This is a genomic window from Pseudomonas chlororaphis subsp. chlororaphis (genome assembly GCF_003945765.1).
Taxonomy (GTDB): domain Bacteria; phylum Pseudomonadota; class Gammaproteobacteria; order Pseudomonadales; family Pseudomonadaceae; genus Aquipseudomonas; species Aquipseudomonas chlororaphis.
In genome coordinates, this window is the sequence record NZ_CP027712.1 from 2,782,725 (window position 1) to 2,795,575 (window position 12,851).

Consider the following 12,851-nt stretch of genomic DNA (forward strand, 5'->3'; position numbering starts at 1 on the left):
TAGTATGAGCGACATTGTTAGCTAGCTAACTAGTTACCAGGAGAAGTCCTCATGCAAAGCAAAGTCGATGTCGCAGTGATGATTGGTAGCGGTGTACCGGCCACCTTTCGCGCGGTCGGGCTGAATGTGTGCTGGGTCGTGCTGGTCAATGGCGAGCGCCGCGGCGCGCCGTTCGCCAGCCGCGACGAAGCCCTGGAGTGCCAGGCATCGTGGCTGGCCCAGCTGGCGCGGGACAGGGTCGGGCACCCGCTGTTCAGTCGTTCGGCCTGACGGCGCAGGCACCCGCGCCTTCAGACCTCGCTGCCGATCACCGCGCTTTCGGCCTGGAACAGCGCCACCTGGGCCATCGACAAGGCGCTGCTGGCGGCCTGCGCCTGGGCCCGGGCGGCGGACAATGCCTGCATGTGCGCGTCGGTTGTACGATGCCGGGCGGCGCTTTGCACCATCGCCAGGTGCTCGTTGGCCTTGCGCAGCCGTTGCTGCAGTTGTTCGATCTGTTTGCGCAGCAGCTTGATGCGTTTCTTTTTCGCTTCGAGCACGCCGTCGGGCGCGGCATTGGCCGCTCGGGTGATCGCGGTGCGCAGGTCAAACGGATCGCTCGCCGGGCTTTCGCTGGCCGCCGCGCCGGGCAGGGCGAACTCGGCCAGGGAAGGCAGGCGGGCCGGTGGGTTGAGGTCGATCATCATGGCGCTCTTTATCGGAAGGCTCGCCAATATGTCGGTCGGGCGCGGCAATCCTTTATTGCCGTTCAGAGGTTCAGGGCGCCCTGGTCGACGGCCTGCTTGAGGGCGCGGGCGGCGTCCTTGGCGGCGGCTTCGGCCAGTTCCGCGGTCTTGAACCAGCGGTCCTTTTCCACCTGGTGGCAGCGCACGGTGCGCAGCGGTGGCTTGGCGCGCATCACGATCACGGCCTGGAACTCGCCCTCGACATCCCGGGCCTCGCCATGGATGAAAAACTCGCCTATATCGAATTCCGTCACGTCCGACTTTCCCCTGGAAATTATGCTGGTGAAGCCTGGCCGGTGGCCGGCTTCAAGGTCGCGGCAGTATGGCAGTTGTTGCCGGTCGATGGCTGAGTTAAGTCACGCAAGTGGCTGACCGGCAGGGTGAAAGAGGTTTTTTCAGCGATTTGCTAACGCATGGGTTGCTCTGAATACATAAAGTTGCTCTAGAATTGCCCCGGCAGTCAGAGATTGATGTTTACCTGCAGCACTCCCGTCCCATTAAGGGTGACGAAAGGATCGTGAGGTTTTCCGATCGACAGTGAGTGCGCAGCTTTCTCGGCGGGCTGGAACCACTTCTTCTGCGCTTGATGCGGGCCAAACGGTCCGGTAGTCCTTCCGGTTTTTCTGGGGAGGGGCGCTCCGGTGTTTGCGCCTACGCGTTGGCGGGTGGTGCTTTTTCGGATTGTTTTCATGTGGAGTCACGGCGCCGGTTCGGCCGCCTTTTTCTGCTGTCCGTCGTTTATGCGGGCAGAGTCATTTTCAGTTTCGGGGATCTTTCCTTGGCAGTAAGTAATCTTGATATGCACGCGTTGTTCGTCCTGGGCGACTTGCGCGCAAAGTTGGTCAAACAGTTCCAGTCGCGTTTCGTCTACATCACCGAACAGACGCCGGAAGGCATTTACGTCGCCGAAATCGACACCGAGACGGCGCTGGTCGTGGACGACAAGCCGCGCCTGGAACTCAAGGTCGGCGACCATTTCCGCGCCGCGGTCCTGCCCAGCCGTGAGGGCGGCAAGTTCGAAATCCGGTTTCGCGAGATCAAGCTGGCCGTCTACGGCCTGGGCGAATACGCCTTTGTCAGCACCGCCGACGGCCACGCCATCCTGTTCAAGGAAGGCCACAGCGTGGTGACGGTATTCGCCGCCAACCAGCAGTTGCAGGAAGGCCTGACCAAGACCCTGAAAGCCGTGACCGGCAAGGCCGCCAAATGGCGCAAGGGTGAACTGGTGAGCTTCAAGGCCAGCGAGTGAGCCGCGCCGAATTCCACCAGCAGCATCTTGCGCGCGCCCGCGCCGAGGCCCAGCGCCTGTTCGAACGCAAGGCCGTGCTGCAAGGTGCCTGGCTGGCCTGGGTGGCCTCGCAGCTGTATGTCCTGCAGCCGGCGGCATACGCCAGCATGGTGCGCCGCGAGTTGCAGCGCCTGCAGGAGCAGGGCGAAAACTGAAGTCCCCGTCGAAAGCAGGAACCTCTACTACAGTCAGATGACTCAATTAGTCAGAGGCTTGCGGTCCCAAACCGCGAGACCATCCTGCAACGCTGTGAACAGCCAAAGGGGCACAGGCATGAAAGGACTGCGGACACTGCTGGGCGGCGCGCTGCTTGGCTTGGGTATTTTGCTGGCGCCCGCCGGCGCCTCGGCGGCACCGTCGGTACAGCCGGCACAGGCGCCGATCCACTTCGCCGACCTGAACTGGGAAAGCGGCAGCCTGATCACCGATATCCTGCGCACCATCGTCGAGAAGGGTTACGGCCTGCCGACCGACACCTTGCCGGGCACCACCATCACCCTGGAAACCGCGCTGGCCAATAACGATATCCAGGTCATCGGCGAAGAGTGGGCCGGACGTAGCCCGGTGTGGGTCAAGGCCGAGGCCGAGGGCAAGGTGGCGGCCCTGGGCGACACGGTGAAGGGCGCGACCGAAGGCTGGTGGGTGCCGGAATACGTGGTCAAGGGCGATCCGGCCAAGGGCATCAAGCCGCTGGCGCCGGGACTGCGCAGCGTCACGGACCTCAAACGCTACAAGGACGTATTCAAGGACCCGGAAAGCCCGGGCAAGGGGCGTTTTCTCAACAGCCCCATCGGCTGGACCTCGGAAGTGGTGAACAAGCAGAAGCTCAAGGCCTATGGCCTGACCGACAGCTATGTGAATTTCCGCAGCGGTTCCGGCGCGGCGCTGGACGCCGAGATCACTTCATCGATCCGTCGCGGCCAGCCGGTCCTGTTCTACTACTGGTCGCCGACCCCGTTGCTCGGGCGCTTCAAGCTGATCCAGCTGGAAGAGCCGCCGTTCGATGCCGAGGCCTGGAAAACCCTAACCGACGCCGAGCACCCCAACCCACGCCCCACGCGCTCGCTGGCCTCGAAGCTGTCGATTGGCGTGTCCACGCCGTTCCAGCAGCAGTACCCGCAGATCGCCGAGTTCTTTAGCAAGGTCGATTTGCCAATCGAAGCGCTGAACAAGGCCCTGGCCGAGATGAGCGAGAAGCACACGCCGCCCCGGGAGGCGGCGCGGGCATTCCTCAAGGCGCATCCGGACGTGTGGCGGGCGTGGTTGCCCGGGGATGTGGCGGACAAGGTCAGCGCCAGTCTCGACTGAAGACGCTGTGGCGAGGCTGAGATCGCTATCGCGGGCAAGCCTCGCTCCTACAAGGGATGTGTCGTTCATACGGTCGTTGTAGGAGCGAGCGGGCGGCGATCCGTCTTGCTCGCGATGCCTTTAGAAGCGGCTTTGCACTGCCAGCTCGAAGGTCCGCGGCGTACCCAGGTAGTAAGCCGGCGACACATGGGCGAACTCGGCGTAGACCTCGTTGGTCAGGTTGCGCACCCGCCCGGTGATCGAGGTGTGGCTGTCGAGCTGGTAGGTCAGGAAGGTGCCGTACAGGGTGTAGGAGGGCACAGTCATGGTGTTGGCCGTGTCGGCGTACACCGAGGCCACATAACGCGCATCCACCCCGGTCTGCCACTGCGGCGCCAGGTCATAGGTCAGCCACAGGTTGCCGACCCGGTCCGGCACGTTGGTCGGGGTATTGCCCTTGCGGGACACCACCACGCCCGCGGCGTTCTTCTCGGTGAACGCGTCGTACTGCGCATCGACCCAGGCGAAGTTGCCCTCGAGCAGCAGCTTCGGGGTGACCCGCAGCGAGCTGGCCACCTCGATGCCCCTGGAGGTCTGCTGGCCCACCGGGATGCTCAGGGTCGGATCCAGCGGGTCGGTCACCGCGAAGTCCTTGCGCTCGATGCGGTAGGCCGCCAGGGTCGCCGAGCCGCGGCCGTCCAGGTAATCGAACTTGCTGCCCACTTCCCATTGCTTGCCCGTGGAGACATCGAAGTCCTGGGTGGCGCTGTTGGGCTGTTCGGCGGCAGTGCTGTATTGCACGTAGACGTTGGCACTGGGCAGGAACTGGTAAGTCAGGCCGACCCGGCCGGTGACCGGCTCCCAGCTGCGCTTGAGGTGCCGCGGGTTGCTCGCCGTCACTTGGCGATGGTTGGTCACGTCCAGGTCGATGTGGTCGTAGCGCAGGCCGCTGAGCAGGGTCAGGCGGTCGGTCAGGGCCAGGCGATTCTCGACGAACAGCGCCTGGGTGGTGACCTCGTTGGTCTTGTCGGCGACAAAGCCCTGGCGGGTGCCCGGCAGGTCGTAGAAATGCCCCGGCTGGTAGTTGTTCGGGTCGACGCTGTTGGCCGCCTTGACGTTCAGCGGCGAGTTGGTGGTGCGGTTGACCTTGTACTCGAAGCCGCCGGACCAGGTTGTGTCGAGGCCGAAGAGCGAGCTGTCGTGGCGCAGCTCGAACTGGTTGCCGTTCTGCTCGCCCTGGTGCCGCACCTGATAGGCCGTGGAGCGGTTCACCGCGCTGTTGTCGGCGTTGTACTGGTAGGTTTCCAGGTTGCGGTAATCGCGCTGGCTGTCCAGGTGATAGAGGGTGTTGCGCAGGTTGGTGCTGTCGTTGATCCGGTAGTCGACGATCGAGCGCACCCAGATCGTGCGCTGCTCGTAGCGGCCGTCCTCGACGTTGTAGTTGTTGAAGCGGTTGTGCTTGTCGATCTTCAACTCGCCGGCCTTGGGGTTGAGCACCGGGGTGCCCCAGTACGGGCTGTCCTCGTGTTCGTCCTGGTATTCCACGGCCAGGGTGTGGGACAGGTTCGGCGTCAGGTCGCTGAGCAGGGAAAACGCCAGGCTCCAGGCATCGCGTTCCTGGCGGTCGATGTAGCCGTTGCTGGTGTTGTGGCTGACGTCGAGGCGGGCGTAGTGCTGCACCTCGTCGCCGGCCTCGCTGAGGGCGTGGTTGAGGCCGAAGGCGGTTTGCGTGGTGTCGTAGCTGCCGTAGCTGACCCGGCCCTCGATGGCCCGCTCCTGGCGGTCGGCCAGCTTGGTCATGTAGTTCAGCGAACCACCCACGGAGCCTGCACCGTTGACCAGCGAAGAGGGGCCGCCGAGCAGTTCGACCCGGTCATAGATCCAGGCGTCCACCGGTCGCGCCAGACCGCTGGACACGTTGATGCCGTTGAACATCTGGGTGATCTGGCTATTGCTGAAACCACGGTAGGAGACAAAACCGCCGAATCCCGGCGGGGCGCTGGCATTGACCCCGGGCAGGGTGTTGGCGGCGTCCTGGAAGTTCTGCGCGCCGCGCCGCTCGATATCGTTGCGGTTGGCCACGGCCACCGAGGCCGGGGTTTCGCGGACGCTCAGGCCCAGGCGCGAGGCCATGCCGCTGGACTGGTCGAGGGCCAGGCCGGGTTCGGCGGGTTGCTCGCCGTCGATGGTGATCGGCGCCAGGTCGACGCTGGATTGCGCCCAGGCGCTGACGGACAGGCAGCCACACAGGCTGGCCAGCAGGGGAATGTGTTTCATCGGTAGATCCTGAATGCTTGGCTAGGAAGCAGCCCACGAACAAACACCGTGGGTTAAGGCACGGGGCGGGCTGATGACAAGGGCGAAAGACTCAGGCGAAGGCGGGTGGCGCGCGCGGGTGGGCCGCGGGCCAGGTGAAGCGGGTGGGGACGTCGGCGGTGGCGCGCGGCGCCAGCGGCGGGCTGTGGTGCTGCGGCAGGATCGCCAGGGTCAGGCTGGAGTTGAACGCCGGGCCCATGCCGCCGGTGGAACACAGCGGGCAACCGAAGGCCTTGGACAGGGTCGGCAGCGATTCGTCGACCGGGTTGGAGGAGGCCGGCGCCTGGGTGCGCGGGTCCACCGTACAGAACTGGCCGCCGATCCCGTTGAGCTGCTGGCCGACCATTTGCCCGTGGCCGATGCTGCAGGCGAACACGTTGAACAGGACGCAGCAATAGAGCATCCAGGCAACGAGCGAGCGATCGGTTCGGGTTAATTTCATGGGGCGGCACTTTACCATCGCAGGCGACGAACGTACTTACAAAAACGTGCGGGTGGGTCCATTCTTCAGCGACATTTTTTTGCCATGGACGTTTGCATATGAATGTTTTGATCGCGCAAGGGATGGCCGGAGCCTTTCTGCTGATCAGCCTGATCCACCTGTACTGGGCCGCCGGCGGCAAGCGTGGCAGCGACGCGGTGATCCCCCAGGTGCCGGGCAGGAGGCCGGGCGAGCTGGAGCCGGCGTTCAAGCCCTCGGGGTTCGCCACCTTGCTGGTGGCGGTGGGCTTGCTGCTGATCGCGATGCTGGTGTGCCTGCGGGTGGGCCTGTACCTGCCGACGGTGAGCCACCCGGCGCTGCAATGGGTGATCAGCGCGATGGCCTTGCTGATGTTCGCCCGGGCCATCGGCGACTCGAACCTGGTGGGGTTCTTCAAGGAGGTCAGCGGGTCCAGGTTCGCCCGGCTGGACACGCTGTTCTATTCGCCGCTGTGCGTGGTGCTGGGGGCGGGGTTGTTGGTGGTGGCCTGGAACTGAGTTGTTAGCTAGCTGCCGCTTTCGCTGCGTCGGCTGCTGACCTCCGCCGGTACATCGTGGCCGGCCATGCGCTTGCGGAACAGCGCCGCCCGCGCCAGCAGCAGGGTGGTCACCGGCACGGTGATCGACAGCAGGATCGGGATCAGCCAGGCGTGCAGCACCGGCCCCGATTTCATCCCCGAGAAATACAGGATCGACGCCAGGGCCACGCACCAGGCGCCCAGGGTCGAGGCCAGGGCCGGCGGGTGCATGCGCTGGAAGTAATCCTTCATGCGCAGCATGCCCAGGGCGCCGATCAGCGCGAAGCTACTGCTGAGCACCAGCAGGATCGCCACCGGTATCTCGATCCACCACGACAGTTCACTGACGGCATTCATTCGATCACCTCGCCACGCAGGAGGAATTTGGCCAGGGCGAAGGAGCCGACAAAGCCGAACAGGGCGATCAGCAGCGCCGCCTCGAAGTAGGTGTCGCTGGCGTAGCGGATGCCCAGCACCAGCATCATCAGCATCGCCAGGATGTACAGGTAGTCCAGGGCCAGGACCCGGTCCTGGGCCGAGGGGCCCTTGAACAGCCGGACCAGGGTCAGGACCATGGCCACGGAAAACAGGAACAGGCTGAACAGGATTGCGTTCGTGAGCAGGGCACTCATTCGAAGATCTCCATCAACGGACGCTCGTAGGTCGTCTTGAAGTGCTGGATGAAAGCCGCTTCGTCGTCCAGGTCGAACACATGCAGCAGCAGGATGCTGCGGTCCAGGGACAGCTCGGACCACACCGTGCCCGGCACCACCGTGGTGATGGTCGAGAGCGCGGCCAGGCCGTTGGCGTCGCGCAGCTCCAGGGGGATCTTGACGAAGCGCGAGCGCGGCGGACGGCGCCCTGCGTTGAGCACGCCCCAGGCCACGGCCAGGTTCGACAGCAGCACATCGCGACCGACCACCAGCAACAGGCGCAGGATGGTCGCGGGGCGGCGGATGCGGATCGGCAGCGGGCGCAGCGGCCGCATCATCAAGGGCGCGCAGAACCCCAGCAGCGCGCCGAGCAGCAGGTTACCGGGGCTGACGGACAGGTTCAGCACCAGCCACAGCAGCCACAGCGCCAGCGACAACCAGGGGGCGGGGAACAGGCGCTTCATGGCTGCACCTCCTGCAACGCCGCCTGGGCTTCGGGGCTGGGGACCGCCCGGGTGCCGAGCACGGCCATCACATATTGCTGCGGATCGTTGAGGCTGTCGGCGGCGGCCTGGGTAAAGCGCAGCAGCGGCTCGGCCTTGACGGTCAGTAGCATGCACAGCCCGAGCAGGGCGATGATCGGCACGCACTCGAAGCGCCGCAGCAGTGGCGAGGGCCGCTCTTCCGGGGCCCAGAAGCGCCGGATGCCCAGGCGCGAAAAGGCGATCAGCGACGCCAGGCCTGAGAGGATCAGCAAGGCCAGCAGGCCCCAGGCGGCGCCGGACAGCGGCGCATCCGTGGCCTGGCCCAGCCCCAGCGGGTTGAGCAGGGCGCCGATCAGGCTCAGCTTGCCGATGAAACCCGACAGCGGCGGCATGCCGATGATCAGCAGCGCGCAGGCGATGAAACTCAGGCCGAGGAAGGCCATGGTCCAGGGAATCACTTGGCCGACCACGGCTTTGCGCTCGTCGTCCAGGTTGGTGCCCGGTGGCGGTTGCAGCGACTCCTGGGGCCGGGGCAGGGTTTCGACTTCATCCTCCAGGGGGATCTCGTTGGCCGAACGCGAACGCTCGATCAGTTCGGCCAGCAAAAACAGCGCGCTCAGGGCCAGGGTCGAGCTGACCAGGTAGAACAGTGCGCCGGCAATCAGCCTGGGCTGGGCGAAGCCGATCGCCGCCAGGAGTATCCCGGCCGAGACCAGGATGCTCAGGCTGGCCATGCGCTCCAGGCGTTGCGCGGCGAGGATCGCCAGGGCCGCGCCGACGATGGTCGCCATGCCGCCGTAGATCAGCCAGTCGCCGCCGAAGTAGGCCGAGGCCCCGGCCTGGCCGGAGAACAGCAGGGTCCACAGGCGCAGCAGGGTGTAGACGCCGACCTTGGTCATGATCGCGAACATCGCCGCCACCGGCGCGCTGGCCGAGGAGTAGGCCGGCACCAGCCAGAAGTTCAGCGGCCACATGCCGGCCTTGGCCAGGAACGCGGTGGCCAGGATCGCCGCGCCGGCGTGCAGCAGGCCACGGTCGGCTTCCGGCACCAGCGGGATCTTCAGCGCCAGGTCGGCCATGTTCAGGGTGCCGGTGACGCCGTAGATCAGCGCCGCGCCGATCAGGAACAGCGACGAGGCCAGCAGGTTGATCGCCACGTAGTGCAGGCCGGCGGACACCCGCGCCCGCCCCGAGCCGTGCAGCATCAGGCCGTAGGAGGCGGCCAGCAGCACTTCGAAGAACACGAACAGGTTGAACAGGTCGGCGGTCAGGAAGGCACCGTACAGGCCCATCAGCTGGATCTGGAACAGCGCGTGGAAACTGGCCCCGGCGCGGTCCCAGCGGGCCATGGCGAACAGCAGGGCGCTGACGCCAATGATTCCGGTGAGCACCAGCATCAGCGCCGACAGACGATCGACCACCAGCACGATGCCGAACGGCACCTGCCAGTTGCCCGGCAGGTACACGCCGACGGAACCGGGCACGCCGGTCTGCTGGGTCCAGCACAGCAACAGCACGGAGATGCCCAGGCCGAGCATGCTGGAGAACAGGTTGATCCTGGCTTTGAGCGGGCGATGTTTCTCGCCGAGCATCAGCATCACCGCGGCGGTCAGCAGCGGCAGCAGGATGGGCGCGACGATCAGGTGCGGCATCAGGTTCATTCCTTGGGCTCCCGGCCATCCACATGGTCGGTGCCGGTCAGGCCCCTGGACGCCAGCAGCACCACCAGGAACAGCGCGGTCATGGCGAAGCTGATGACGATCGCCGTGAGTACCAGCGCCTGGGGCAGCGGGTCGGTGTAGTGCAGCAGGTCCTGGGGCACGCCGTCCTTGATGATCGGCTCCTTGCCGATGAACAGGCTGCCCATGCTGAAGATGAACAGGTTGACCCCGTAGGACAGCAGGCACAGGCCCATCACCACCTGGAAGGTCCGTGGCCGCAGCACCAGCCAGACGCCGGAGGCCGCCAGCACACCAATGGCGATTGCAATGACTTCTTCCATCAGGCGGCTCCTGGCTTGGCTTGGGGTTTGACTTGGGCACGCACCGACTGGTGCGCCAGCGCGGTGAGGATCAGCAGGGTCGAGCCGACCACCACGGCGTACACGCCGATGTCGAAGAACAGCGCGCTGGCGATATGGATATCGCCCAGCAGCGGCAGGTCCAGGTGCAGGGTATGGGTGGTCAGGAACGGGTAGCCGAACGCCAGGGCGCCGAGTCCGGTCAGGGTGGCGAACAGCAGGCCGGTGCCCATCCAGCGCAGCGGCCGCAGGCTCATCTGGGCCTCGACCCACTGGGTGCCGGCGACCATGTATTGCAGGATGAACGCCACCGACATCACCAGGCCGGCGACGAAACCGCCGCCCGGCAGGTTGTGGCCGCGCATGAACAGGTAGAACGACACTACCAGGGCGATCGGCAGCAGCAGGCGCACCAGCACCGCCGGCACCATCATGAAGCCCAGGGCGGTGTCGCTGGCCTGGCGCGGGTTGACCAGGTCGGTGACCACGTCGGGCGCCAGCAGGCGCTGCTGGGCCGGCAGCTGCATGCTTTCCTTGGGCGGGCGGAAGCGTCGCAGCAGGGCGAACACGGTCAGGGCCACGGCCACCAGCACGGTGATCTCGCCCAGGGTGTCGAAGCCGCGGAAGTCCACCAGCATCACATTCACCACATTGCTGCCGCCGCCTTCCGGCAGGGCGCGGCTGAGGTAGAACGAGGAAATGTCGTTGGGGGTCTGGCGGGTCAGCATGGCGTAGGACAGCACGGCCATGCCCAGGCCGACGGCGATCGACAGCAGCAGGTCGCGCAGGCGGCGGGCACGGGCCTTGGGCAGGCTGCTGGGCAGCGGCGAAACATCCTCGATCCGCCGGGGCAGCCAGCGCAGGCCGAGCAGGATCAGTACCGTGGTCACCACTTCCACCACCAACTGGGTCAGGGCCAGGTCCGGCGCGGAGAACCAGACGAAGGTCACGCAGGTCATCAGCCCGCAGACGCTGACCATGGTCAGGGCTGCCAGACGGTGGTACTTGGCTTGCCAGGCGGCACCCAGGGCGCAGGCGATGGCCAGCAGCCAGAGGGTGACGAAGACGATGGAGCCCGGGATCTTCGGCCGGTCGCCCCAGCTCAGGCTGCTGTAGAGCATCGGGATCAGGCCGGCCAGCACCGCCACCAGCACCAGCAGGAACAGCTGGGTCTGCAGGCGCTGGGTGCTGATCCGCCCTTCCAGGCGCCGGGCCAGGCGCATCATGCTCACCAGGCTGCGTTCGAACAGGCGCTTGCCGTTGAAGCGGCCGATCAGCGGCGGATAGGCGAAATCACCGCGCACCAGCGGGGCACGCAACAGCAGGTAGAGCACGATGCCGCAGGACATGGCGATCAGGCTCATGATCATCGGCGCATTCAGGCCGTGCCAGATCGCCAGGCTGTACTCCGGCAGGGTGCCGCCGACCACCGGCTGGGCGGCCGCGGCCAGCAGCGGGCCGACCATCTGCGCCGGGAAGATCCCCACCAGCAGGCAGGTGAACACCAGCAGTTCCACTGGCGCGCGCATCCAGCGTGGCGGCTCGTGGGGCGTGTGCGGCAGGTCTTCGGCCGGTTTGCCGAAGAACACATCCACGGTGAAGCGCAGGGAGTAGGCGACGCTGAAGGTCCCGGCGATGGTGGCGATCACCGGCAGGGAGGCCTCGACCCAGGCGGTGGAATTGATGAACACCGTCTCGGCGAAGAACATCTCTTTCGACAGGAAGCCGTTGAGCAGCGGCACGCCGGCCATGGAGGCGCTGGCAACCATGGCCAGGGTCGCGGTGAACGGCATCAGCTTGATCAGGCCGTTGAGCTTGCGGATGTCGCGGGTGCCGCTTTCGTGGTCGATGATGCCGGCGGCCATGAACAGCGAGGCCTTGAAGGTGGCGTGGTTGAGGATATGGAACACCGCGGCCACCGCGGCCAGCGGGCTGTTCAGGCCCAGCAGCAGGGTGATCAGGCCCAGGTGGCTGATGGTCGAGTAGGCCAGCAGGCCCTTGAGGTCGTTCTGGAACATCGCGCAGTAGGCGCCCAGCACCAGGGTCGCGGCCCCGGCGCCGCCGACGATCCAGAACCATTCTTCGCTGCCGGACAGCGACGGCCAGAGGCGGGCGAGGAGGAACACCCCGGCCTTGACCATGGTCGCCGAGTGCAGGTAGGCCGAGACCGGTGTCGGCGCGGCCATGGCGTGGGGCAGCCAGAAGTGGAAGGGGAATTGCGCGCTTTTGCTGAGGGCGCCGATCAGGATCAGCGGCAGGAGAATGGGGTAGAGGGCATGGGCTCGGATGAGATCTCCGGCAGCCAGGACCTGGTCCAGGTCGTAGCTGCCGACCACATGGCCGAGCAGCATGACCCCCGCCAGCAGGCACAAGCCCCCCGCGCCGGTGACCATCAGCGCCATGTAGGCCCCGCGCCGGGCATCGGAGCGGTGGTGCCAGTAGCCGATCAGCAGGAAGGAGAACAGGCTGGTCAGTTCCCAGAAGAACACGATCTGGATCAGGTTGCCGGAAATCACCAGGCCGAGCATGGCGCCCATGAAGGCCAGGAAAAACGCGAAGAAGCGCGGCACCGGGTCTTCCGGCGACATGTAGTAACGCGCGTACAGCGACACCAGGGTACCGATGGCCAGCACCAGCATGGAGAACAGCCAGGCGAAGCCGTCCATGCGCAGGACGAAGTTCAGGCCCAGGCTGGGCAGCCAGTTGAACTCTTCACGGATCACGCCGCCATGGGCGATCTGCGGGTACATCGAGGCCACCGCCACGCTACCGGCCAAGGCGACCAGGCCTGCCAGCAGGGACTCGGTGTTACGTGCGTTGTGCGGCAGCAAGGCCGCCAGACAGCTGCCGATAAAAGGCAGAAGCAGTAGAACTATCAGGGACATAGGCTTCTAATCTGCGGGAAATTGTGATGCATCATACGTGCCGACTCTGTGATCACCAACCTTGAAGCTGTGGCAGGATCCTACAAAACCCCTTCGGCCAGCCGTCAAGGCAGGGGATAAGAACCGGCTTGGCCGAAAGCCCTGGCAGTTTGCCCGGGGTGAATGACAACAAAGCGCTGCGCGCGGTGTTATGG

15 protein-coding genes are annotated in these 12,851 nt (G+C 65.5%); 5 read left to right on the forward strand and 10 right to left on the reverse strand.

Going from position 1 to position 12,851, the window contains the following annotated elements:
• Positions 1–51: 51 nt before the first annotated feature.
• A complete protein-coding gene (locus C4K27_RS12845; RefSeq protein ID WP_053260737.1) occupies positions 52–270 on the forward strand; it encodes a hypothetical protein in 219 nt (72 codons plus the stop codon).
• Positions 271–290: 20 nt separating this feature from the next.
• Here C4K27_RS12845 and C4K27_RS12850 read toward each other — a convergent pair whose 3' ends face one another.
• Together C4K27_RS12850 and C4K27_RS12855 are read right to left on the reverse strand one after the other, a co-directional pair.
• Positions 291–683 (reverse strand): hypothetical protein, encoded by a 393-nt coding sequence (locus C4K27_RS12850; RefSeq protein WP_169834596.1) that lies wholly within the window; start codon positions 681–683, stop codon positions 291–293.
• A 65-nt stretch (positions 684–748) separates the two neighbouring features.
• Positions 749–979: a hypothetical protein gene (locus tag C4K27_RS12855; protein WP_007923647.1), complete on the reverse strand. Its 231-nt coding sequence runs from the start codon at positions 977–979 to the stop codon at positions 749–751.
• Positions 980–1,524: 545 nt separating this feature from the next.
• Between C4K27_RS12855 and C4K27_RS12860 the strand changes: the two genes are divergently transcribed.
• The 3 genes from C4K27_RS12860 (at position 1,525) to C4K27_RS12870 (ending at position 3,321) form a co-directional block, all read left to right on the forward strand.
• The gene (locus C4K27_RS12860) at positions 1,525–1,974 is read left to right on the forward strand and encodes a hypothetical protein (RefSeq protein WP_007923648.1); all 450 of its coding nucleotides are present in this window, start codon (positions 1,525–1,527) and stop codon (positions 1,972–1,974) included.
• The gene (locus C4K27_RS12865; RefSeq protein WP_007923649.1) at positions 1,971–2,168 is read left to right on the forward strand and encodes a hypothetical protein; all 198 of its coding nucleotides are present in this window, start codon (positions 1,971–1,973) and stop codon (positions 2,166–2,168) included. The genes C4K27_RS12860 and C4K27_RS12865 overlap by 4 nt, the downstream gene beginning before the upstream one ends.
• Before the next feature lie 118 nt (positions 2,169–2,286).
• Positions 2,287–3,321: an ABC transporter substrate-binding protein gene (locus C4K27_RS12870; RefSeq protein WP_053260739.1), complete on the forward strand. Its 1,035-nt coding sequence runs from the start codon at positions 2,287–2,289 to the stop codon at positions 3,319–3,321.
• A gap of 120 nt (positions 3,322–3,441) precedes the next feature.
• Here the strand turns inward: C4K27_RS12870 and C4K27_RS12875 are convergent, their stop codons facing one another.
• The gene (locus tag C4K27_RS12875) at positions 3,442–5,577 is read right to left on the reverse strand and encodes a TonB-dependent receptor (RefSeq protein WP_053260740.1); all 2,136 of its coding nucleotides are present in this window, start codon (positions 5,575–5,577) and stop codon (positions 3,442–3,444) included.
• Between the two features lie 91 nt (positions 5,578–5,668).
• On the reverse strand, positions 5,669–6,058 hold the full coding sequence (locus C4K27_RS12880) for a DUF2946 domain-containing protein (RefSeq protein WP_053260741.1): 390 nt from the start codon (positions 6,056–6,058) through the stop codon (positions 5,669–5,671).
• A gap of 98 nt (positions 6,059–6,156) precedes the next feature.
• Here C4K27_RS12880 and C4K27_RS12885 point away from each other — a divergent pair, with 98 nt between their 5' ends.
• A complete protein-coding gene (locus C4K27_RS12885) occupies positions 6,157–6,594 on the forward strand; it encodes a DUF3995 domain-containing protein (RefSeq protein WP_053260742.1) in 438 nt (145 codons plus the stop codon).
• Positions 6,595–6,602: 8 nt separating this feature from the next.
• Here C4K27_RS12885 and C4K27_RS12890 read toward each other — a convergent pair whose 3' ends face one another.
• Genes C4K27_RS12890 through C4K27_RS12915 form a run of 6 tightly spaced genes read right to left on the reverse strand, consistent with a single transcriptional unit; the run spans position 6,603 to position 12,657 of the window.
• Positions 6,603–6,971, reverse strand: a complete 369-nt coding sequence (locus C4K27_RS12890; protein WP_053260743.1) for a Na+/H+ antiporter subunit G — start codon at positions 6,969–6,971, stop codon at positions 6,603–6,605.
• Complete coding sequence (locus C4K27_RS12895; RefSeq protein WP_007932799.1) at positions 6,968–7,246, reverse strand: K+/H+ antiporter subunit F; 279 nt, start codon at positions 7,244–7,246, stop codon at positions 6,968–6,970. Before C4K27_RS12895 ends, C4K27_RS12890 begins: the two co-directional genes overlap by 4 nt.
• On the reverse strand, positions 7,243–7,731 hold the full coding sequence (locus C4K27_RS12900; protein WP_053260744.1) for a Na+/H+ antiporter subunit E: 489 nt from the start codon (positions 7,729–7,731) through the stop codon (positions 7,243–7,245). The genes C4K27_RS12895 and C4K27_RS12900 overlap by 4 nt, the downstream gene beginning before the upstream one ends.
• Positions 7,728–9,413: a monovalent cation/H+ antiporter subunit D gene (locus C4K27_RS12905; RefSeq protein WP_053260745.1), complete on the reverse strand. Its 1,686-nt coding sequence runs from the start codon at positions 9,411–9,413 to the stop codon at positions 7,728–7,730. The genes C4K27_RS12900 and C4K27_RS12905 overlap by 4 nt, the downstream gene beginning before the upstream one ends.
• A complete protein-coding gene (locus tag C4K27_RS12910; RefSeq protein WP_003202835.1) occupies positions 9,410–9,754 on the reverse strand; it encodes a Na+/H+ antiporter subunit C in 345 nt (114 codons plus the stop codon). Before C4K27_RS12910 ends, C4K27_RS12905 begins: the two co-directional genes overlap by 4 nt.
• Complete coding sequence (locus tag C4K27_RS12915) at positions 9,754–12,657, reverse strand: monovalent cation/H+ antiporter subunit A (protein WP_053260746.1); 2,904 nt, start codon at positions 12,655–12,657, stop codon at positions 9,754–9,756. Before C4K27_RS12915 ends, C4K27_RS12910 begins: the two co-directional genes overlap by 1 nt.
• Positions 12,658–12,851 lie beyond the last annotated feature (194 nt).